General features: G+C 37.9%; 24 protein-coding genes. 22 read left to right on the top strand and 2 right to left on the bottom strand.

The features are described from left to right. The first annotated feature begins 97 nt into the window (after positions 1-97). Entirely contained in the window at positions 98-1,687 is a 1,590-nt protein-coding gene (locus LQ50_RS15505) for an amidohydrolase (protein ID WP_034631001.1), read from the top strand. 47 nt (positions 1,688-1,734) lie between these two features. Here LQ50_RS15505 and LQ50_RS15500 read toward each other — a convergent pair whose 3' ends face one another. Next, complete coding sequence (locus LQ50_RS15500) at positions 1,735-2,547, bottom strand: NAD kinase (RefSeq protein ID WP_152608233.1); 813 nt, start codon at positions 2,545-2,547, stop codon at positions 1,735-1,737. Positions 2,548-2,647: 100 nt separating this feature from the next. Between LQ50_RS15500 and sppA the strand changes: the two genes are divergently transcribed. From sppA to LQ50_RS15455, 9 genes are all read left to right on the top strand, one after another. After that, a complete protein-coding gene (gene sppA / locus LQ50_RS15495) occupies positions 2,648-3,643 on the top strand; it encodes a signal peptide peptidase SppA (protein WP_034630997.1) in 996 nt (331 codons plus the stop codon). Between the two features lie 12 nt (positions 3,644-3,655). After that, positions 3,656-4,231, top strand: coding sequence for an RDD family protein (locus LQ50_RS15490; RefSeq protein ID WP_034630994.1), 576 nt, complete (start codon positions 3,656-3,658; stop codon positions 4,229-4,231). Between the two features lie 87 nt (positions 4,232-4,318). After that, complete coding sequence (locus tag LQ50_RS15485) at positions 4,319-4,978, top strand: DUF2953 domain-containing protein (protein WP_034630992.1); 660 nt, start codon at positions 4,319-4,321, stop codon at positions 4,976-4,978. 21 nt (positions 4,979-4,999) lie between these two features. Beyond that, positions 5,000-5,470: a GerW family sporulation protein gene (gene ytfJ, locus LQ50_RS15480; RefSeq protein ID WP_034630991.1), complete on the top strand. Its 471-nt coding sequence runs from the start codon at positions 5,000-5,002 to the stop codon at positions 5,468-5,470. A gap of 139 nt (positions 5,471-5,609) precedes the next feature. Continuing rightward, positions 5,610-6,110: a thiol peroxidase gene (gene tpx / locus LQ50_RS15475; protein ID WP_034630990.1), complete on the top strand. Its 501-nt coding sequence runs from the start codon at positions 5,610-5,612 to the stop codon at positions 6,108-6,110. Between the two features lie 195 nt (positions 6,111-6,305). After that, complete coding sequence (locus LQ50_RS15470; RefSeq protein WP_034631038.1) at positions 6,306-7,280, top strand: class I SAM-dependent methyltransferase; 975 nt, start codon at positions 6,306-6,308, stop codon at positions 7,278-7,280. 197 nt (positions 7,281-7,477) lie between these two features. Further along, positions 7,478-8,665, top strand: a complete 1,188-nt coding sequence (locus tag LQ50_RS15465) for an acetate kinase (protein ID WP_034630989.1) — start codon at positions 7,478-7,480, stop codon at positions 8,663-8,665. Between the two features lie 243 nt (positions 8,666-8,908). Continuing rightward, entirely contained in the window at positions 8,909-9,847 is a 939-nt protein-coding gene (locus LQ50_RS15460; RefSeq protein ID WP_034630988.1) for a 3'-5' exoribonuclease YhaM family protein, read from the top strand. A 16-nt stretch (positions 9,848-9,863) separates the two neighbouring features. Then, positions 9,864-10,697 (top strand): EcsC family protein, encoded by an 834-nt coding sequence (locus LQ50_RS15455; protein ID WP_034630986.1) that lies wholly within the window; start codon positions 9,864-9,866, stop codon positions 10,695-10,697. A gap of 105 nt (positions 10,698-10,802) precedes the next feature. On the opposite strand, the gene LQ50_RS15450 is transcribed toward LQ50_RS15455, so the two are convergent. Continuing rightward, entirely contained in the window at positions 10,803-11,114 is a 312-nt protein-coding gene (locus LQ50_RS15450; protein WP_034630984.1) for a hypothetical protein, read from the bottom strand. 236 nt (positions 11,115-11,350) lie between these two features. On the opposite strand from LQ50_RS15450, the gene LQ50_RS15445 reads away from it, so the two are divergent. The 12 genes from LQ50_RS15445 to LQ50_RS15400 all read left to right on the top strand — a co-directional run bounded on the left by LQ50_RS15445 (position 11,351) and on the right by LQ50_RS15400 (position 21,836). Beyond that, the gene (locus LQ50_RS15445; RefSeq protein ID WP_034630982.1) at positions 11,351-12,562 is read left to right on the top strand and encodes an argininosuccinate synthase; all 1,212 of its coding nucleotides are present in this window, start codon (positions 11,351-11,353) and stop codon (positions 12,560-12,562) included. Further along, a complete protein-coding gene (argH, locus tag LQ50_RS15440) occupies positions 12,562-13,938 on the top strand; it encodes an argininosuccinate lyase (protein WP_034630979.1) in 1,377 nt (458 codons plus the stop codon). Before LQ50_RS15445 ends, argH begins: the two co-directional genes overlap by 1 nt. Positions 13,939-14,026: 88 nt before the next feature. Further along, entirely contained in the window at positions 14,027-14,176 is a 150-nt protein-coding gene (locus tag LQ50_RS25480) for a hypothetical protein (protein ID WP_161784691.1), read from the top strand. 158 nt (positions 14,177-14,334) lie between these two features. Beyond that, complete coding sequence (locus LQ50_RS15435; protein ID WP_034630978.1) at positions 14,335-15,093, top strand: SDR family oxidoreductase; 759 nt, start codon at positions 14,335-14,337, stop codon at positions 15,091-15,093. A 729-nt stretch (positions 15,094-15,822) separates the two neighbouring features. Then, on the top strand, positions 15,823-16,197 hold the full coding sequence (locus LQ50_RS15430; protein ID WP_152608232.1) for a hypothetical protein: 375 nt from the start codon (positions 15,823-15,825) through the stop codon (positions 16,195-16,197). A 132-nt stretch (positions 16,198-16,329) separates the two neighbouring features. Continuing rightward, positions 16,330-16,593, top strand: coding sequence for a hypothetical protein (locus tag LQ50_RS15425; protein WP_034630973.1), 264 nt, complete (start codon positions 16,330-16,332; stop codon positions 16,591-16,593). A 379-nt stretch (positions 16,594-16,972) separates the two neighbouring features. Next, positions 16,973-17,449 (top strand): VanZ family protein, encoded by a 477-nt coding sequence (locus tag LQ50_RS26535; protein ID WP_084138862.1) that lies wholly within the window; start codon positions 16,973-16,975, stop codon positions 17,447-17,449. A gap of 228 nt (positions 17,450-17,677) precedes the next feature. After that, complete coding sequence (locus LQ50_RS15415) at positions 17,678-18,124, top strand: GNAT family N-acetyltransferase (RefSeq protein WP_034630971.1); 447 nt, start codon at positions 17,678-17,680, stop codon at positions 18,122-18,124. A 71-nt stretch (positions 18,125-18,195) separates the two neighbouring features. Beyond that, positions 18,196-18,672, top strand: coding sequence for a GNAT family N-acetyltransferase (locus tag LQ50_RS15410; RefSeq protein WP_034630970.1), 477 nt, complete (start codon positions 18,196-18,198; stop codon positions 18,670-18,672). A gap of 64 nt (positions 18,673-18,736) precedes the next feature. Next, positions 18,737-18,913, top strand: coding sequence for a Z-ring associated ZapG family protein (locus LQ50_RS25475; RefSeq protein WP_161784690.1), 177 nt, complete (start codon positions 18,737-18,739; stop codon positions 18,911-18,913). A 218-nt stretch (positions 18,914-19,131) separates the two neighbouring features. Then, a complete protein-coding gene (locus tag LQ50_RS15405) occupies positions 19,132-19,890 on the top strand; it encodes an ABC transporter ATP-binding protein (protein WP_034630968.1) in 759 nt (252 codons plus the stop codon). Further along, a complete protein-coding gene (locus LQ50_RS15400) occupies positions 19,887-21,836 on the top strand; it encodes an FtsX-like permease family protein (protein ID WP_034630964.1) in 1,950 nt (649 codons plus the stop codon). The genes LQ50_RS15405 and LQ50_RS15400 overlap by 4 nt, the downstream gene beginning before the upstream one ends. Positions 21,837-21,858: the final 22 nt, after the last annotated feature.

Raw genomic sequence — 21,858 nt, 5'->3', positions numbered from 1 at the left:
TTTTTTTGAGAAAATATCATAAAAATGCCATAATAAAAGTGATAGTTGTTCATATAGTTACATCGTCACTTTAGAAAGAGCTGAGGAGGAATAATTCTTGGGAACGCTGTGGTACAATGGAACATTTTTTACAATGATGGCTGAAGGAGAATCGGTTTCTGCCGTATATGTTCAAGATGGACAAATACATGACTTAGGCACTAAAGAAGACTTAGAAAATCGCTATGCTCACGTTATTGAGGAAGAACATGATTTGTTGGGAGCTTATGTCTATCCGGGATTTGTAGATAGCCATTTACATATAATTGGTCATGGGGAAAAGTTGATTCGCCTTGATTTATCTGAAGTGAAGCAAGCCGAAGAAATGAGAAATTTGCTAGTGAGAAAGTACAAAAATTCAACCAACGACCGTTGGATTTTCGGGGAAGGGTGGAATGAAAATAACTTTCCGGATCGGAAAATATTTCATCGTGCTGAACTAGATGAAATAGCACCAAATAAGCCGATGTTCTTAACGAGAGTGTGTCGCCATGCTGCTCTTGTAAATACAAAAGCATTAGAGCTAGCAGGAATTACAAGAGAAACAAAAGATCCAATCGGCGGAGTGATTGTTCGTGATAACAACGGAGAACCGACAGGATACCTTCTTGATACAGCTTGTGATTTAGTGAAAGAGAAAATTCCAGATGTAACAGTTAATTATATTAAACATGCTCTTTCAGTGGCTGTTGACGATTTATTACGAGTAGGACTAGTTGGTGGTCATACAGAGGATTTGCATTACTATGGAGGATTTAAACAAACGTTTGATCAATTTTTACAGGTTATAGATGGGAAACAAATGAAATTTCGTGCGCATCTTCTTGTTCATCATGAAGCAATTGCTGAAATGGAAGAAGAAAATTATGATCAAGGCACGATCACGCCATTTATTGAACTAGGGGCTGTAAAAATATTTTCCGATGGGGCACTTGGAGGCAGAACGGCTTATTTACGTAGTCCTTACACCGATGATCCCTCAACATCGGGTGTAGCCATTCACTCAGAAGAAAGCTTGCAGAACCTTGTGAAAGAGGCCAGAGAGAAGAACCGCGCTGTTGCCATTCATACGATTGGAGACGCGGCCCTTGATATGGCATTAACAGCGATAGAACGATATCCCGTTACAAAAGGGAGAGACCGATTAATCCATGTTCAAGTAGTGGATGAAACATTAATTGAACGAATGAAGAACTTGTCGGTCATTCTCGATATTCAACCTAGATTTGTCGCTTCTGATTTTCCATGGGTGATGGAGAGATTAGGAGAGGAGAGGATTAAGCAATCGTTTGCTTGGAAGACCTTGCTTGAAAGTGGGTTGCATTGTGCTGGTGGTTCAGATGCACCCATTGAACCGGTTGATCCACTCCTTGGAATTCATGCTGCAGTGACAAGGACAAGTGTTGGACAACAACATGATGGATATATGCCAGAGCAAAAATTATCACCATACGAGGCAGTGCAACTTTTTACAACAGGGAGCGCTTATGCCATTGAAAAGGAAGACGAACGTGGAAAAATAGCCAAAGGGTATGTGGCTGATTTCACCATTCTCGATCAAAATCTGTTTACAATCGCCCCTGAGGATATCTTAACGACGAACGTCGTTAAGACTATTGTAGACAATACCGTTATGTATGAAAAATAAAAAAAGGCCTGTCCGAGATTTTAACGTTCGGACAGGCTTATTCGTGTTCATGAATTTGGTTTGCTTAAAAAGTTTCGTTGTACTTTTTCCCAAAAAGAATTGTTTTTTAATTTTAAGACTTTAATGGATTCATCTGCAAGACGAAGTTTCAATTGCTTGGCATGTCGGATGCTAAGAGCTTCATTATCAACACCGATAATAGGATGATCATTTCCATCTTGAACAACTTTTAACGTGAGTGTACGATTTGGCCCAAGTAAAAAGGACGTACCGAGCGTACGATATTGGTTATTGTTTAATGAAGCAATTTCACTTACTTGTAAAGAAGGAAGGGTTGGGTCCACAACTGCACCGTTAACAGACATATTATAAGCGGTGCTTCCAGTAGGTGTCGATACAATCATCCCATCTCCTCGAAAGGTTTCAAAGTGTAAGTCGTCAATGAAGACATCAATGACAAATGTTTTAATCACGTTTGAGCGAATAGAGCACTCATTTAAACAATAAAAAGGTTTCTCATTGTCTACGGTGACTTCAAGAATTGGGTAACGGCGTACTTCAACTTCCGCATTTTTCATTGCATGAATCATCTTCTTCAAGTCTTGAACGGAGAAATCAGTATAAAATCCTAATGAATCTGTACTAACTCCGACATAGAGACAATTTTGCTGAAAGCCGGTTTTTCGTGTCGCTTGTAAAAAGGCATTGTCTCCACCAATGCTTGCGATAATATTTGCATCTTCAACAGATGGAACGATGGTAAAATCATTTTCCTCTGCTAGTGACTGCAATTGCTTTACGATTTTTTCCATTTCATCTGTGCGTTTATAGGATAAATACAGGTTCGTTCTAGATGTCACAAGACTCATCCTCTCTAATATGTCCTTTTGTCAATTTTATGTTATCATATCCAATGATTAGGAAAAAGAAACAAAAAAGTGAAATTAGAGGAGTGAGGGAATGAGTCGTAAACGTTGGTTGGCTTTAATTGCAGTTGCTATGTTGTTGGTCGTTTCACTCGTAGTAAATATGGCCACATCAGTCATTTTTTCAAATACGAGTTCGTTTATGGATTCGATGGGTCAGGAATGGTCAGAACAGATTATTGAAACGGGCGATGATTTCGGAGGTCAGATTGTGGTACTAGAATTAAATGGAGTGATACAAGACGTTGGGGATGGAGGTATTTTTGCACCAACAGGCTATAGACACCAGATGTTCTTATCACAGATTGATCAAGCCGGGAAAAATCCAAATGTTGAAGGAATTATTATTCGTGTCAATACTCCTGGTGGTGGTGTAGTAGAAAGCGCTGAAATTCATGAGAAAATTGTAGATGTCCAAGAGACGTACGATAAGCCAGTCTATGTTTCAATGGGCAATATGGCAGCTTCGGGAGGATATTACATTGCTGCGCCAGCTGACAAAATTATAGCGAGCCCTCAAACCATCACTGGATCAATTGGGGTCATTATGGAATCGATTAATGTAACAGAGCTTGCTGAAAATTATGGTGTAAGAGTGAATACAATTAAGAGTGGTCCATATAAAGATATTATGTCAGCGACAAGAGAAATGACAGATGAAGACAGAGCCATCCTTCAGTCGTTGATTGATGAATCTTATGATGAGTTTGTTCGTATCATTGCTGAAGGAAGAAATATGACAGAGTCTGAAGTTCGGACAATAGGGGATGGACGAATTTATAGTGGCAGTCAAGCAATGGAGTTAGACCTAGTTGATGAGTTGGGAAGTTTAGATGATACAATTTCTATGATGCAAGAACAGGTTGGTAACTTTGATGTCATTAAATACGAACCACATATTGGTTTTCCAGGCTTTCTTTCCATGTCGTTAAAGCAATTACTCGGCCATGATACTGGTGAATTGGCAACACTTGAGCGCATTTTAGCTACACACCGTTCACCTAGTTTACAATACATTTATACAGAGTAAGGAGGGATAACATTGAGTCAGTTATTATTGCAGCCAAAACGAAGACGTGTAGTTAACGGTCGATTACGCAATCGAATGATTCAAGAACGTTACTCTCCCTCTGAACCGAGCGAAACGAGTGAATTGGAGAACGAGGCCATCTCACTGAATTATGCAGGATTTTGGATGCGGCTCTGGGCCTTTCTTCTTGATTTAATTACCGTTATGGCGCTAAACGGATTGATTGTATCACCATTTCTTCGATTCACGAATGTAAGTGGTCTATTATCAATAGGTCCTTTCAATCTTGAAACGGTTTTGAGTGCCATTGTGTTCTTTCTTTATTTTGCGATCATGACTAAAGTGTATGGGCAAACCATTGGGAAGATGGTGATGGGTCTCCGCGTTGTTTCATCCAAAAACGATGAATTAACTTGGACACAAGTTGTATTTAGAGAAGGAGTTGGACGTTTTATCCAACAATCGTTCTTCCTGCTTTATGCTATTTACGTTATGGTTGCTTTTACAGCAAAAAAACAAGGACTTCATGACGTAATCGCAGATACTTTTGTTATCCATGAGCAAGACAACAATTCTGATGTGAATTAATAAGAATAAACCTGCCAAAACTGGCAGGTTTATTCTGTATAAAAAAGGAGAAACTAGAACAATCGAACTTTATAAAAGGGGTATTGTATGGTTTGGACGATAATTATAGCAGCACTAATAATCTTGTTTATCATCATGATCTTTTCAAAGGTAAAAATTTATTTAGATTATCGACATAATCAAGATAATGATTTACTTGAAGCAAAAGTAACGTTTTGGGGAATGAGAATTTATACGTTTTCAGCACCAGTCATTAAAATTGACGAAGATTCCGCTTCATTAATTGTAGAGGAAGAGCAAAAGATTGCCGGTATTGAATCAGAAAAAGCACTACCTATCACTCCACAATTACTTCATGATTATTTTCGGTGGTTGAAAGATTTTTTAGACCATGTAGTCGGACTACATAAGATCGTTAAAAAGTTTCTAAAAAAGGTAAGTGTAAATTCCTTTACTTGGCATACTGATATTGGAGTTGGGGATGCTGCTCATACAGCTCAACTTGCTGGAGCGATATGGGGGGTAAAAGGGAATATTATTGGATTAGTTGGTAACTATATGAGAATGAAGTTCATGCCAAAGCTAACAATAGACCCACATTTTCAAGCTATGGTATCTCATACGTATCTTTCATGCATGTTTTCGTTCAGAATCGGACATGCTATCGTTGCAGGTCTAATGCTGATCAAGCATTGGAGAAGAAGACCGAACTTGTCTAAACCACAATCGGTTGAAAAAAATATGTAATTGACGAAGGAGGAAACGATCATGACAGACCATCCTATTCAAGGTTTAATGAAGACGGCTATGGAAAATTTAAAAGAAATGGTCGATGTAAACACAATTGTAGGTGACCCAGTTGAAACTCCTGATGGCAGTGTCATTATGCCAGTATCAAAGGTAGGTTTTGGTTTTGCAGCTGGTGGTAGTGAATTTGTTATCGAAGAGCGAGGGCCAAAAGAAGAACATAAGCACCCTTTTGGTGGAGGTAGTGGTGGTGGAGTATCCATTACTCCGATCGCATTCTTGGTTGTAAATAGTGAAGGTGTGAAAATGGTGCATCTAGATAGCAACACTCATTTATATGAGAAACTGCTTGATTTTGCTCCACAAGTGGTTGAGAAAATTCAACAAATGGTTGGGAACAATAGCAATAACAGCTCTGGAAATAGTGGCAATAGCACTACTACTTTTACAAGTACAACAACAACAGATCCCAATAACCAGCCACCAGTTTAAGAATGGGGAAACCCCCATTCTTTTTTTTCATTCCTTGCAAACTTCTATAAGCGATTTTTTCTTTTTCATGCATATAACTGGCATATTTTCCAAGCCTCATGTAAGATGGACTTGTACATATTGAATAGGAGGGGTAACAATGGCTGAAATCACGTTTAAGAATAATCCGGTTACACTATTGGGTACTGAAGTAAAGGTTGGAGAAAAAGCACCAGATTTTACGGTTCTAGCGAATGACTTATCAGAGGTTACTTTAGCTGATTCAAAAGGCAAGGTACGTTTAATCAGCGTCGTTCCTTCAATTGATACAGGAGTTTGTGATCAGCAAACAAGACGCTTTAATGAAGAAGCGGCAAGTCTTGAAAATACACAAGTGTTGACGGTGAGTGTCGATTTACCATTTGCTCAAAAGCGCTGGTGTGCAGCTGCTGGGATTGAAAATGTTCAGACGGTTTCGGACCATCGTGATCTTTCCTTTGGAGAAGCATTTGGTGTTGCCATTCAAGAGTTGCGTCTGTTAGCTCGTGCAGTGTTTGTTATCGACTCTAACGATGTTGTTACGTATGCTGAGTACGTATCAGAAGCAACAAATCACCCTGATTACGAAGCCGCTATTGAAGCTTGTAAATCAGCAAAATAAGAATATAAAGAGGGTCTACTTTTCTTAGCCTACGCTAAGAAAGGTGACCCTTTTCTATTTCATCTAATTGTATGAAAAAGTTCCTATGTGTTAAAGATGGATGTAACAATTCAAAAGTAGTATTGCTAGGCTGAATTTGCTAAAATAGTGGGAGTTTGAGTGGAAAAAGGGGAGAAGAACTTGACTAGTACAAAGATGGAAGAACTATATACATACTTAGATGATGCCGCAACATATTTAGAAAACATAGGACAAGTAACCTATTTAGAAGGGCTTGCCGAAGCTGGAGAGAATCTTTTTAGAGGAGAAGTATGTCAACCTGTTTCGCTGGAACAAAAGGAATGGCTTCTTGATAAGTTGAGCAGTATCCATATAGAGACTTCTTCAAAAGAGGACGTAAGAAAAGCATTTCAACTTGCTGTTCTAAAAGGCATGAAAGGGGCGGTTCAGCCTCATCACTCGATGACGCCTGATGCTGTATGCTTGTTTATAAGTTATTTAGTAAATAAAGTACTTGAAAAAAGAGAAGAGCCTGCCTTGCTCTTAGATTTAGCTGCTGGTTCAGGTAATTTAGTAAATGCAATCTTAAATCAAGCTAATATTCAACTTTCAGCCGGTGCTTTTGAGGTAGATGAGACGTTATTAAAATTAGCATTTGTTAGTGCCAACTTACAAAAACACGAGCTTCAGTTGTTTCATCAAGATAGCGTAGAGCCGATTGCATTTGAAGAAGTCGATTTAGTCGTAACCGATTTACCTGTAGGGTATTATCCAAAAGATCAGATTGCAAAGTCGTACGAACTTCAATCAAAGGAAGGTCATTCGTTTATACATCATCTTATGATCGAACAAGCCATCAACAAAACAAAGGCTAATGGGTTTTTGTTCTTTCTTGTTCCTAATTTTCTATTCCAGAGCGAGCAAGCTAAACAATTGCATGAATATGTGAAGAAAGAAGCCAACATTTTAGGGTTACTTCAACTGCCAAAGAGTATGTTCCAATCAGAACAGTTTGGAAAAAGCATTTTTATGCTGCAGAAAAAAGGCGAAGAAGCGAGACAGCCAAAGCAGGCACTTCTTGCAGAGCTTCCTTCTTTTTCTAAAAAAGATGCGCTTGCTGATATGATGAATCAAATTAATAAGTGGTTCCAAGAAGAGCTACGTATATAAAATGAAGAAGAGTGTGACCTTAAAGTAAGGGACACTCTTTTTTTGATCAATAATAAAAAAGCGATTTCATTTCTGAAAATAAAGAATACGGGCGAAAAACGCAGAAAAAAGGCGAATAAACTTGAAATGATGAATCGCTGGTGCTTAAATGGAAGAGGATATAAGAAGTTAAGAGGAAAAAAGGAGCGACAAAGCGAATGGCAAAAATTATTGCAATAAATGCAGGTAGTTCTTCATTAAAATTTCAACTTTTAAATATGCCTGAAGAAACAGTTGTTACAAAAGGATTAGTAGAACGTATCGGCTTGGAAGATGGAGTTTTTACGATTGAAGTGGATGGAGAAAAGAATACAGATACATTAGACATTCCAGATCATGCAGTCGCTGTAAAGATATTGCTTGATAAATTAACTGGACTTGGTATTATTCAATCACTTGATGAAATTGAAGGAATTGGTCACCGTGTTGTGCATGGTGGAGAGAAATTTAATGATTCTGTTTTGATCACTGATGAGGTGTTAGCAGGAATTGAGGAAGTATCTGAACTAGCACCTTTACATAACCCTGCTAATGTAGTTGGAATTAAAGCTTTTAAAGAAGTTTTACCAAATGTCCCAGCTGTAGCGGTATTTGACACAGCGTTTCACCAAACGATGCCAGAAGCTTCTTTCTTATACAGCTTGCCGTATGAGTACTATAAAGAGTTTGGTATTCGTAAATATGGATTCCATGGCACTTCACATAAATATGTATCAGAACGTGCAGCGGAATTATTAGGTCGTCCAATTGAGCAGCTTCGTTTACTTTCGTGCCACTTAGGAAATGGGGCTAGTATTGCAGCGATTGAAGGCGGAAAATCAATTGATACATCCATGGGCTTTACACCACTTGCAGGTGTAACGATGGGGACACGTTCAGGGAATATTGATCCGGCGTTAATTCCATATATAATGGAGAAAACAGGACAAGACGCCAATGGTGTTTTAGATACCCTTAACAAGCGTAGTGGGCTTTTAGGTGTATCTGGTTTCTCAAGTGACCTACGTGATATCGAAGGTCAAGCAAAGGAAGGCAACAAGCGTGCTGAACTTGCTCTTGAAGTATTTACTTCACGTATTCACAAATATATCGGTTCTTACGCAGCTCGTATGAGTGGTGTAGATGCGATTATTTTCACGGCAGGAATTGGTGAGAACAGTGATGTTATTCGTGAACGTGTCTTAAAAGGCCTAGAGTTCATGGGCGTTTATTGGGATCCTTCTCTAAATAAAGTACGTGGGAAAGAAGCTTTTATTAACTATCCTCATTCTCCAGTAAAAGTAATCATTATTCCAACAAATGAAGAAGTAATGATTGCAAGAGATACGGTTCGTTTATCAAAATAATAGCGTTTTAGGGTGCCCTCAATGGTCAAAAGCAGACCTTTGGGCACCCTTTTATCTTAAGGATAGGCTACTATTAGAGGATCTCGTAGCAGGCGCGCTGAGCCATTGCTACTACTCAAAATTGCCAAAAGAGACCTTTTCAGCAGCTTCATTTTTTGCTTTAATCATGTAACAACGCTATCATTATACTGAAATCTTTCTCTGGCGCATAGAATAGAGAGTAAGCGATAGGGGGGATGGCAATTGGTAAAGTTGCAAGAAGGAGAAACCATTACAACTTTTTTTCTAATTAAAGAGAGAGAAATTAAGCAAGCTTCTAATGGAAGCGATTATGCGAATTTTAAGCTAGAGCGAAATTTAGACGTGATCTCAGCAAGACTGTGGGATATAACTGCTGATCAAATAGAACAATTACAACGTAAAGCCATCGTAAAAGTAGAGGGGACTGTCGTTAACTACCGTGAGAAATTGCATTTGACGATTCAAAGGATTCGCCTTGCCACAGAATCAGATCAAGTCAATATCTCAGAATTAATTTCAAAAAAAGGCATCCAACGAGAAGCGCTTTGGCATGAGCTTAGGTTAATGATGGAAGAAGTTGAGTCAGAGACGATGCGTCAGCTTATTAAGCAATTATTTAGCCGAAAAACATTGAGAGAGCGACTAACAACGATTCCAGCATCCAAATCCTATCATCATACATATTATGCTGGTTTGCTCGATCATATCGTTCATGTTACACAGTCTGCCCTTCAGCTTTTGCCTCTTTATCCGAAAATTAATAAAAATATTGTGATCGCAACTTGTCTCATTCATGATCTAGGGAAAACTGAGGTGTTCACAGAGGCAGTCGCACCAGAGTATTCAACAGCAGGAGAGTTTTTAGGACATATAGCCTTAAGCCTCGAACTTGTCCAAGATGCAGCGAAAGAGGCAGGAATTCCAAGGGGAAATGACGAATTATTAGCTTTGAAGCACTGTATAGCCAGTCAATATGGGGAAGTTAGTCAAGGGTTTGGAAGTACGGCCTCTCCGAAAACAGCAGAGGCGATCTTTTTCCAGTATATTAAGCAAATGAACGCAACGCTACAAGCATTTGAAATGGAGCAGGAACGGGCAAATGAACAATGGGTGTATTCCCCGTTGTTAAAAAGAAAATTGTATACGAATATGTATGAGTAGCAAAGAGGGATAAAAAATGAGAAAAACGGACCAATTACAAATTCGATTACATGAAATAAACGAATGGGAAGAATCCTTCTTTTCATTTGAAGAAGCAGATGTGAAAACGACATATAGTAGGTGGAGCGAGCAAGTTTTTGATCAACTCGGGGAGAAGAGGAAACAAAAATGGCTTACGGCAATAGATACATGTTTATTGCATCTACAAGCATGGCTGCATCATTCAAGATCATATGAGGAAACGAAACGAAGAGTGATCTCACATGCACGTACATTCGACCCTGCCATTTCAAGCATTGATGATTTGCAAAATCTCCCTTTAGAGCAACTAGACTATTTAGCAGATCAGCTGATGGCAAAACAGCGGCTACTAGCATTAGGTCAAGGCGGGTTAAGTGGGATGGGAGGAGCCTTCCTTTTGCTTTCTGACCTACCCGCTTTGGCTGTTATCCAGCTCCGTTCCTTGCAGCACTTAGCATTAGTGTATGGATATGATGTGAGACGTCCTGTTGAATTAATGAATTTGCTGAAGCTATTTTATGTAGCAACGATTCCAAAATCTTATCAAGCAAATGAATGGGACAAGCTAATTAATGAAGTGGAAGAGCAAGACCGTGATCATGTCTTCTATAGTGGCGATGATGCCATTATGCAGGACGCTATTTTTGAACAATTGACAAAACAACTAGTCAAAGCCTTTGTCATTACCATGTTTAAAAAGAAGCTCATACAAGGGGTTCCGTTAGTTGGAATGGCCGTAGGAGCTGGCATGAACTATCGCTTCTCCCAACAAGTCATTGAGGTTGGACAACATTTTTATCAAAAGCGTCGCTTACTAGAAGAATTGTAATAGATGCATAAGAGCAGCAAAAAGGAAAACCACTTTTTGCTGCTCTTTATGTTTACATTTTTCGGAAAAACAGGCAACATCTCTAAAGATTTTACTATGATGTTACTAGGCAGCTGTTGATGAAAGTGCCGGTGTGATACGGAACCAAATCCACAGATCATTAATGATGGAAGCGAGCTCAGCCATTTCTAAATTTAGTTCACAAGAACGCTCAAAATCTTCTTCCGACGTCAATTGGTCGTGGACCAACTCGATTTGATGCTCAATGTCTTTAACACGGTCTGGAATGGTTCCTCTAATGGTTTCCCACTTTGATAAAGCCTGCTCTTGGTTGCCTTTATCTAGTTCATCCCAGGACCCATGAATTGTTGGTAAGGGCAACCCGAGTCGTGAATCATATTTGAATAGTACACTCATGTCATCACCTCAATCTCAATATTAAAAGAGAAAGACGAAAATTGGAAACAAAAACGAAAAAAAAAGCAAAAAATATACTTGCCAAAACCAATCACCCCTGTTAAAGTTATGAATATTAATAAGAATTGTGTTTGGTTTTATGCAAAAGGTGCAAGCGAGTATAGCACTCATTTTTTTGAATGAGGATGTATAAAAATAATATTTTAAGTATTAATATTCATTGGAGGTTTTGAGAAATGAGCAAAGAGAAAGTAGTTTTAGCATATTCAGGCGGGTTAGATACATCAGTTGCAATCAAATGGTTAGCAGATAAAGGATACGACGTTATTGCAGTAGGTCTAGATGTAGGTGAAGGAAAAGATTTAGATTTTGTAAAACAAAAAGCATTAAATGTGGGAGCGATTGAATCTTATTCCATTGATGCAAAAAAAGAATTTGCTGAGGATTTTGTTTTACCGACATTACAAGCACACACGATGTATGAAGAGAAATACCCACTCGTATCGGCTCTTTCTCGTCCGCTTATTTCTAAAAAGCTTGTAGAAATTGCTGAGCAAACAGGTGCTTCAGCTGTTGCGCATGGTTGTACGGGAAAAGGAAATGACCAAGTTCGTTTTGAAGTGTCAATTCAAGCGTTAAACCCTAATTTGAAAGTATTAGCCCCAGTACGTGAGTGGGGTTGGTCACGTGATGAGGAAATTGCTTATGCAAAAGAAAATAACATTCCAATTCCAATTGACTTGGATAATCCTTACTCAGTTGACCAAAACTTATGGGGACGTGCAAATGAGTGTGGAATTCTAGAAGATCCATGGGCGACTCCGCCAGAAGGTGCTTATGAATTAACAGCAGCGATTGAAAACACACCAGACCAAGCTGAAATTGTTGAGATCGGTTTTGAGAAGGGTGTTCCTGTTACACTAAACGGTAAATCTTATCAGCTAGATCAATTAATTCTTGAGTTAAACCAAGTAGCTGGTAAGCATGGTGTTGGTCGTATTGACCATGTAGAAAACCGTCTAGTTGGAATCAAGTCTCGTGAAGTGTATGAGTGCCCAGGTGCAATGACATTGATTAAGGCACATAAGGAGCTAGAAGATATTACACTTACAAAAGAAGTAGCTCACTTTAAACCAGTTATTTCTAAGAAACTATCTGAAGTGATCTACGATGGTCTTTGGTTCTCACCAATTACCAAAGCATTGCAAGCTTTCTTAGAAGAAACGCAAAAAACCGTTACAGGTGTGGTGCGTGTGAAACTATTCAAAGGTCATGCGATCGTAGAAGGACGTAAATCACCGTATTCTTTATACAATGAAAAACTTGCTACGTATTCAACAGATGATGAGTTTGATCACAGTGCTGCCGTTGGTTTCATTTCTTTATGGGGTTTATCTACAAAAGTGAACAGCATGGTGAACAAAGAGAAGAAGGAGGTCACTCAGTAGTGGCTAAGCTTTGGGGTGGACGTTTTACAAAAACAGCTGAAGAGTGGGTCGATGCATTCGGTGCATCGATCGGCTTTGATCAGGCACTAGTAGATGAAGATATTGAAGGAAGTCTTGCTCATGTTACCATGTTAGGCAAATGTGGCATTCTTCCATCAGAAGAAGTTGAACAAATTAAAGCAGGGTTGAACATTCTACGTGAAAAAGCAAAGAATGGGGAACTTGAATTTTCTGTTTCTGAAGAGGATATTCATTTAAACCTTGAAAAAATGCTTATAGATGAAATTGGCCCAGTAGGTGGGAAGTTGCATACAGGCCGCAGTCGAAATGACCAGGTTGCAACAGATATGCATCTTTACTTGCGAAACAATACGAAAGAAATCATGGGAGCCATCAAGAAACTACAAGAGGCGTTGTATAATCAAGCAACTCAACATGTGGAAACATTAATTCCTGGCTATACGCACTTACAACGTGCACAACCTGTTTCATTTGCGCATCACCTTCTCGCTTATTTTTGGATGCTTGAGCGCGATTATGGCCGTTTAGAGGACAGTATGAAACGCCTGAACATCTCTCCACTTGGAGCAGGAGCGTTAGCGGGTACAACATTTCCAATTGATCGTGCGTATTCGGCCGAGCTACTAGGTTTTGATGATATTTATCATAATAGTCTAGATGCGGTGAGTGATCGAGATTTTATCGTTGAGTTTCTAAGTGCCTCTTCGGTTTTAATGATGCATTTATCTCGCCTTTGTGAGGAGTTAATTCTTTGGTCAACACAGGAATTTCAGTTTATTGAAATGGATGATTCCTTTGCAACAGGCAGCAGCATTATGCCGCAAAAGAAGAACCCAGACATGGCTGAGTTAATCCGTGGTAAAACAGGACGGGTCTATGGAAATCTTTTTTCATTGTTAACAACGTTAAAAGGATTGCCTTTAGCTTATAACAAAGATATGCAAGAAGATAAGGAAGGAATGTTTGACACTGTTGAAACCGTCAAAGGTTCTCTTAATATCTTTGCAGGCATGATTGAGACAATGACAGTGAATACCGATACGATGGAAAAAGCTGTGCATCAAGACTTCTCAAATGCTACAGAGCTTGCTGATTATTTAGCAACAAAGGGAATGCCTTTTAGAGAAGCGCATGAAGTAGTTGGAAAGCTCGTTCTTGTTGCCATTCAAAAAGGTGTGTTTTTGCTAGATCTACCGTTCTCTGATTACAAAGAAGCAAGCAGCTTATTTGAAGAGGATATCTTTGATGTGCTGCATCCCAAAACAGTAGTTGCACGCCGAAATAGTGCAGGGGGAACTGGTTTTGATCAAGTGAAGCTTGCTCTAGAGAAAGCTGAAAAATGTTTAAAGGCTTAACCTAATCAATAATTTGTGAACACATAAAACTAGTTGGTCTGTTCCATACTAAGTAGGCGATTGAATACTTAGAAGGGGGGACATCAACATGAAAGAACACAAATTATCAAACCATGTTTATGATGCTGAAGGAGAAATGTCTGTGCATCAGCAAGTGATGGATTCTTATAGTCAAGGAACGCATGAACAGCGTCATCAAGACGAAATGCAGCACCAATACGATAAAACAAAGTATTAGGCAGCCGTAATCGAAGAAGAGACTGTATTCATAGTCTATACAATACCCCTTTTTACTGGTGGTTATAGTATAGCGCTATGGAACAGTCTCTTTTTTTACTATCCGCTTAAAACATAGTATCATTTACTTATAGACGATATGGGTGAGGAGGAATAGACATGCGTCATGCCTTCATTACGGCTGGAACGAAGGGATTAGGTGTTCAAGTAACTGAGTCTCTACTTGCTAAAGGATATACTGTGACCGTCACCTTTCGAAGTGATCAAAACGTTGTAAGATCATTGGAGGAAAAATGGGCAAAGTATGCTGATCAGCTGCAATTTGTTCAAGCAGATGTGACAAAAAAAGAAGATATCCAACGGGCTGTTGATCTAGCTATGGATCGATTTAAACGGATTGACATCTTAATTAACAATGCCGGTCCTTATGTATTTGAGCGGAAGAAGCTTATTGATTACGATGAATCTGAGTGGTACGAGATGATTGAAGGGAACTTAAGTGCTGTCTATCATTTACTACGGAAAGTGGTTCCGATAATGAGAAACCAGAAATTTGGACGGATTGTTACATATGGTTTTCAAGGAGCAAATAGTGCACCTGGCTGGATCTATCGCTCAGCTTATGCAGCCGCGAAAGTCGGACTCGTTTCGTTAATGAAGACCGTATCAATTGAAGAAGCTGAATACGGTATTACAGCGAATATGGTATGCCCTGGTAACATTTTAGGAAGCATGAAAGAGGCGACGATTGAAGAAGCAAGACTACAACCAGATAGCGACACACCAATTGGACGGTCTGGAACAGGGGAGGATATAGCAAGGTCTATTCTATTCCTTTGTGACGAAAATGCTGATATGGTTACAGGAACGGTACTTGAAGTAACAGGCGGAGTCGATGTGATCCATCGATATCGATGATTGTGATTTGGTATACAAGAATGATGGGGTTCGATTCTATTGGTAGATAGCAGATATGTAATGAAGAAAGATCTTCAATTTGTATTTCAATTTGGGGTCTTTTTTTATTGGTATAATTCTGTTTTTGTCCAGTGACGAAACTTATTTATTAGTTCATACTGACTGATGTATGCTTGACCATTTTAGTTGCTAATTCGTATGCAAATGGCTGTGAATAAAATGGTTAGGTAAAGTGGATCCTGATTCCGTTAAATTGGAGAAAAACGGCTTTAACGGGGGTGAAGTGGATCCTGGTTCCGTTAAAGTCACAAAATCAATGATTTTCAAGGTCAAACAGGAAAATAACGGAACGAGGATCCGAAACTCTACTCAAAACAAGGAAATTTAATAGAATAGCGGAATGAGGGACCGCTTAGGCAATGGCTGCGCTCGTCGGACGCCATTTGAGAACCCCACTCAAAAGGCTAACCCCAAACCGCCGGCTTCGCACATTGCTAAGAGCACAAACAAAAAAAAGGAAGCCCGTCTTTTTTAGAAGAGGAATCGGGGAAGGGCAATGGCTGCGCTCGTCGGACGCCATTTGAGAACCCCACTCAAAAGGCTAACCCCAAACCGCCGGCTTCGCACATTGCTAAGAGCACAAACAAAAAAAGGAAGCCCATCTTTTTTTGTTTGTGCTCTTGTATAACATTCCATTATTTAACACACTTTAATGTTGAGGTGATGTTTATGATGAAGTGGTATGTTGTACCTTTTTTGATGGTGGCTTTAATTGGGGTATGTTTGCCGGTTCAGGCTGCGGGGACGGAGCTGATGACGGCTTTTTCTCTTCGGGTTACGGTTGTTGAAAATGATGTGATTTATGAATGGGAGTATGATAGTCCAAATCATTATGAATATGAGCAAGGAGAGCACGTCGTAAAGGGCGCAGAGGCAAAGAAGAAAGTGGAAGAACTCGTCGAGGAATTAAAGCTAGACGAACATGCTGAAGTAGACGATTTGGTAAAACGGTTAAAAAACTCATCACACCCGGACATTGAGCGTCTAGATATACGTTATATGAATCAAGATAGCAAGTTGTTCACTTGGGTTTGGAAAGCGTAGCATTTTGAGAGAAAAAGAATACTCCTGTGGGCACTGAAATAGGGAATACACCTTTTCAGTGTCCTTTTGTCAAGCCTCTCTATTTTTATGGTAAAATTAGGATGATGGAAATTTACGATAGGAGAGGTTAGTTTGAAAGAATTAGTAATGGAGATCAACTATGATCGGTCACGTTTACTCTACTTAGTATTGTCTATAGTAGCAGCTCTTTTATTTATGTTTGGAGAAGGAGCTTTTCTTTTTTTTCTGTTGTCTTTGGTACTTCTCGCTAAATCAAAAGTGGAAAAAGCTGATAATCAATGGCTCAGAATTTCTGGAGTGATTACATATCTTTTATATTTTTCATATATAGCGTATCAAGTTGCAGCATGGTTTTACGAGAATTTTTTAGGTTAGTCACGTAGCGCTGATCCTGATTTTAGGACAGCGCTTTTATGTATAGGAGAGGTTGCTTCAGAAAGAGAAAATCGATACCCAAGGAAGTGCTTACATATGCTATCGTAAGTTAGGGTTAAGATAGAGGAACTTAATTTGAGGTGATATGACTATTATTTTCATTGCTTGTATGTGGGAATTTGCCAAATTACGAAAGCAAAATGATAAAATAATCGAACAAAATTATCTTATTATTAGCCTTTTAGATGAAATCAAGAAACAACATAGAGGTGATTGAGTTCATTAGGAGTAAAAAGGCAGATATCATTAAAATATTGTTGAGTAATTAATTCATCAAGCAACATAATACATATTTCTTGGACATACCCTTTCTTAGGAGGTGTGTCCGATAAAGTTATTAATACTAAACCTAAAATCTAAATGGAAAGCTACCGTTTTATTTATAGCATATTTTTCTTTTATATCATTTCTTAGTTTTGTTGGGATAAGTATATTCTTCAAAGAACGACTTCACGGAAATTATATTGAGGCATCGCATAATTTCATCCCTTTTTCTACTATTGGGATGTATTTCCTTAACTTTGGCAGCTATAATTTTTATACTTGGTTTTATAATACATTAGGGAATATATTGTTATTTATACCATTCGGGATGTTTCTTGCACTCTTCTTTCCTAAGGTTACGAGGGTTTGGGCGATTATAATTATTTTATTATTTAGTTTTTTAATTGAGGCAATGCAATTAATAAGTCATCTTGGGGTATTTGATGTCGATGATATTATCTTAAAAACAGTTGGTGGGTTTTTAGGTTTCTTAATTTTTAATTTATTAAACAGGACTAAAATTAACGAATAGCGTTTGGATCCTATATTGGAAGGCATTTCACTACAAGTTCAATAAATATAACCAAACCCATTTTTATGGTAATATATAACTAATATACTTGTATTAGTAAAAGTTAAGGTGCGATGCTTAAAAAGGTGTCGCATTTTTTTTGATACATTATAGTCGCTTCTTGTTATAAAGAGATTGTTTTGCATTAATGCAAGCTGCTACTAAATTTTTTATAGGAGTGAAGAAAAGTTGAGATATCGCAAAGCGACGATAGATGACATTGAAACATTGGTTTACCTTAGAAAAAGGCAATTGGTCGATGAAGGGATTGAACCTAGTATAGATATTGATAATGAACTATCTCACTTCTTTAACCAGAAACTAAGTGATGGGACATTATTTCAATTATTAGTAGAAGATCATGAGGAAATTATCGCTTCGGGTGCAGTAATTTTTTATGAGTTTCCACCTAGTTATACTAATATGAGTGGAAAGAAGGCTTATATTACAAATATGTACACGAAAGAAAGTTATCGTGGACAAGGAATCGCTACTATTTTGTTAGGGAAATTAGTAGATGAAACGAAAAATATAGGTATTAAAAAAATATGGCTTGGCGCATCAGAATTAGGTAGACCGGTATATAAGAAGTTTGGTTTTCAAGAAACGGATGAGTGGTTGGAGTTAAATATTTAGTATTGAAGGTCAAACATTGTGATAAACATTAAGTTTAATAGATGATTATATGGGTGGAGGAAGAGTCATATATGTGTAAAACAGACTATATAAAATTAAAGCATTTCTCAAATGAATACTTAGATGAATTAAATTCTTTTAAGCTGCCTAAAGAGCAAATACAATTCACATCTTTGCCAAATCGATATCATGAAGAAACAGAAGGTCAGTATCGAATTGTCATAATGAATGATACGGAACCAGTGGGCTTTTTTTTATTGCACTCAACTGAAAGGGTAAGGGAATATTCGGATAATGCACAGGCGATGTTGCTCACCTCATTATCGATCAACCAAGCTGATCAGGGGAAAGGTTATGCAAAGCAAGCTATGTTGTTACTAAACGATTTTGTTGCAGCTGAATTCCCTTATTGTAATGAAATCGTTTTAGCTGTTAACCATAAAAATACAGCTGCTCAAAAACTATACGCAAAAGTTGGATTTGAAGATACAGGCAAAAGAAAAGATGGACCAATTGGTGAGCAATTTATTATGAAGTTATTGATATAAAACAAATTTATTTAATTAAAGGCAAGTAGTCCGTAAAAAACATCAAGCTTTTTTGGAGGAATGTATGAACTTAGAATTATGGATTGTTATTTCAATACCAATGATCATTGGGGCTATTGTTGGTGGCGTTGTCATTCACCGCGTGAAAAACGTAAAGAGATTTCTTTTAATCTATTCTCTTAGTGGATTGATGTATATAGGAATATATGTAGCTTACCTTAACTTTATTAAAATGGTGTAGTGTTGAAAGTGGCAGAAGGACTTCCCACGTCCTACAGGAATCTAAAAAGGAAATATAAAAAGTGGAAGTAATAATTACTAATAAGGCTATACTTTTCTGAAAGTCAAACGATAGACGATGTGACAAAAAATGTAAGGTTAATTGATATCTACTAGATACATTGAAGTTACCCGTCTATTTATCTGGGATATAGTTATACCAGAGCGGAGGTTATAAGAGTGAATATCATACACGTTGATAAAGTAAGTAAAACGTATGGGATGAAAAAGAGTGATAAAGAGTACCAGATATTAAACGAGATTAGTTTTGAAGTGAAGGAAGGCGAATTCATTGGTGTGATGGGAGCATCAGGTTCTGGAAAAACAACGTTGCTAAATATATTAGGAAGTCTTGATAAACCAACATCTGGCAGGATTATAATGAATGGGCATGATATCGCTACTCTCAGTAAGAAAAAATTGGCTGTGCACCGTACTGAAAATATCGGATTTATTTTTCAGGATTACAATCTACTTGAAACGATGACATTGAAGGAAAACATCATTTTACCTCTTGCCTTGAAGGGGATCGATGTTAATGCAATTGAGACAAAGCTTCTTCCTCTAATCAATGATCTAGGGATCGAAAAAGTTATTGATAAATATCCTTATGAAGTTTCCGGTGGAGAGCAGCAACGAGCAGCTGCTTGCCGAGCATTAATTACTAAGCCTAGGCTAATTCTTGCAGATGAACCAACAGGAAATCTTGACTCGAAATCAAGTAAGGGTTTGCTTAATCTATTAACCTATATTAACAAAGAATACAAAGCGACTATCTTAATGGTAACCCACGATGTTTTTGCAGCGAGCTATTGTCAAAAAATCATGTTTATTCATGACGGAGAAATCTACAACGAATTGTTTGCAGGGACCGATAAAAAGCAGTTTTTTGATAAAATTATTCAAGTTATGAGTGTCCTTGGAGGAGAGAGACAATGAATTTGTTTTCGCTAGCTTTCCGTAACATTAAATTGAATTCTAATAAGTATATGATGTATTTTTTCTGCTTGAGTTTTAGTGTGTTTACTGTTTATACGTTTCTTGCTCTTATCTTAAATGAATCGGTAATAAGTGCTTTTACATACAGTGATCGCTATAGGGCATTGTTGATGAGCTTTTGCATTATTATTATGGTGTTTGTCTTATTCTTTTTAATTAGTTCCAATTACAGCTTTATCAAAGCTAGAAAAAAGGAAATTTCTACGTATGCTTTGTTAGGTATGACAAACATGAAGATCGGGAAGCTTCTTTTTATTGAAACGATGATTGTTGGAGTGGCCACTTTAGGGATTGGTATCGGGACGGGGATCTTCTTCTCAAAGGTAATCGCCATGATTTTAATTAACGTATCTCTAGCAGCGTTTGTCGGAAATGTGGCCTTTACGTTTGACCCAATGGCTGTGTTTCTAACCGTAGTTCTTTTTTTTATTATTTTTCTCATAATGGGGTTAACAGGGTTACAAGTAATTAATAAATTTGAACTAGTAGACTTATTTAAAGCCGAAAAATTGCCTGAAGTTGAATCAAAAGGTTCGTATATCTTATTGGTATTCTCGATTGCCTTAATAGCTATCGGTTACTATCACGCTACATTAAAAGAAGCGGATTTAGTTGCTGAATATAATCTTCTTATTATCCTTTCTGTCACATTGGGAACGTACTTCTTTTTTTGGGGAGGACTTCCTAAGGTGGTCAGCTGGATTCAGAAAAATAAAGCAATGTATTACAAAGGCGAGAACCTCATTTCAACCTCAGCTCTTTCTCATAGAATGGGATCTATTTCAACACTCATGGGTACAATTGCTATCTTAACAGCAGTAGCTACCACTGCGATTGCGACTGGCTATACGTTATATAACAATGTCGAAGAAAATACGAATAACACGATTGGTTATGATCTATACTTTTATGGCGAAGAGGAAGGATTGCTAGATCAAGTTTACGAGACGTTTGAAAAGTACAATACGGCTGTGTCCGAATCGTACTCCGTAGACCTTTATCGTACAGCGCCAGCGATGAGAAATGTTTATAGTGATGGTAGAACTTATATTACAGCTGTAGATCATTATTTTCGAGTATATAGCCAAACAGAATTTAACAACCTCACTGCAATTTCAAAAACAGTTGTAGACCCTGTGCTGATAGAAAAAGGTGAAATTGTTTACACAACTCCTAATATTCAATATGATCTAGAGAAGGCCATTACCGGGCATGAACTGAATTTTTCAACACAAACAATGGAGATTACGTCGGTTGTAGAGACTAATCTTGGCATGTTTGGTGGGGTTCATTCGATCATTCTTCATGATCATGACTTTGCTAACCTTTTTGAGGCTGGAGACATTTACGAAACAAACAGTATGGCTCATGTCATAAATTTTCCTAAGGCTTTATCACAACGCGCACTAAATACTGAACTAAATGAAGTGTTAAATGGCAACGTAGCCAGCTATCGAACGGCTTTTAATCATTACAATGAATTAATGGAAACATTCGGACTCGTTTGTTTCATTGGCTTCTTTATGAGTGTAATTGTCATCCTGATGACTGCTAGCCTCTTGTATTTTAAGCAAATCATGGCTGCACAAGCGGAAAGGCATCAATTTAGAATGCTGCGAAAAATTGGTATGGACGATCAAGTGAAAAAAAAGGTAATCACGAAGAGGTTGTTGCCCGTTTTCCTCATTCCAATGTTAGTCGGAATTCTCCATAGTGTTTTTGCCATGAAAGCTGCTAATACGATGGTCTTCACGAAACTGATTCCAGTTGAAAATACCTATATTATGGTACTTGGCTTCTCATCTATCATGTATATGGTATATGCGGTTATTTATGGAATCTTTTACTATATTACAAAAGTTCAGTATTCAAGGATTGTTGGGTAAAGTGACTCAACAAGAAAAAACA

The organism is Halalkalibacter okhensis, from assembly GCF_000787375.1.
GTDB lineage: Bacteria > Bacillota > Bacilli > Bacillales > Bacillaceae_D > Halalkalibacter > Halalkalibacter okhensis.
This window is presented reverse-complemented; position numbering and strand designations above follow the sequence as displayed.

Excerpts from the sequence above, each read along its gene's own strand:
- sppA (WP_034630997.1), top strand. The coding sequence starts at position 2,648 with ATGAGTCGTAAACGTTGGTTGGCTTTAATTGCAGTTGCTATGTTGTTG.
- LQ50_RS15485 (WP_034630992.1), top strand. The coding sequence starts at position 4,319 with ATGGTTTGGACGATAATTATAGCAGCACTAATAATCTTGTTTATCATC.
- ytfJ (WP_034630991.1), top strand. The coding sequence starts at position 5,000 with ATGACAGACCATCCTATTCAAGGTTTAATGAAGACGGCTATGGAAAAT.
- tpx (WP_034630990.1), top strand. The coding sequence starts at position 5,610 with ATGGCTGAAATCACGTTTAAGAATAATCCGGTTACACTATTGGGTACT.
- LQ50_RS15470 (WP_034631038.1), top strand. The coding sequence starts at position 6,306 with ATGGAAGAACTATATACATACTTAGATGATGCCGCAACATATTTAGAA.
- LQ50_RS15465 (WP_034630989.1), top strand. The coding sequence starts at position 7,478 with ATGGCAAAAATTATTGCAATAAATGCAGGTAGTTCTTCATTAAAATTT.
- LQ50_RS15455 (WP_034630986.1), top strand. The coding sequence starts at position 9,864 with ATGAGAAAAACGGACCAATTACAAATTCGATTACATGAAATAAACGAA.
- LQ50_RS15450 (WP_034630984.1), bottom strand. The coding sequence starts at position 11,114 with ATGAGTGTACTATTCAAATATGATTCACGACTCGGGTTGCCCTTACCA.
- LQ50_RS15445 (WP_034630982.1), top strand. The coding sequence starts at position 11,351 with ATGAGCAAAGAGAAAGTAGTTTTAGCATATTCAGGCGGGTTAGATACA.
- LQ50_RS25480 (WP_161784691.1), top strand. The coding sequence starts at position 14,027 with ATGAAAGAACACAAATTATCAAACCATGTTTATGATGCTGAAGGAGAA.
- LQ50_RS15435 (WP_034630978.1), top strand. The coding sequence starts at position 14,335 with ATGCGTCATGCCTTCATTACGGCTGGAACGAAGGGATTAGGTGTTCAA.
- LQ50_RS15430 (WP_152608232.1), top strand. The coding sequence starts at position 15,823 with ATGATGAAGTGGTATGTTGTACCTTTTTTGATGGTGGCTTTAATTGGG.
- LQ50_RS15410 (WP_034630970.1), top strand. The coding sequence starts at position 18,196 with ATGTGTAAAACAGACTATATAAAATTAAAGCATTTCTCAAATGAATAC.
- LQ50_RS25475 (WP_161784690.1), top strand. The coding sequence starts at position 18,737 with ATGAACTTAGAATTATGGATTGTTATTTCAATACCAATGATCATTGGG.
- LQ50_RS15400 (WP_034630964.1), top strand. The coding sequence starts at position 19,887 with ATGAATTTGTTTTCGCTAGCTTTCCGTAACATTAAATTGAATTCTAAT.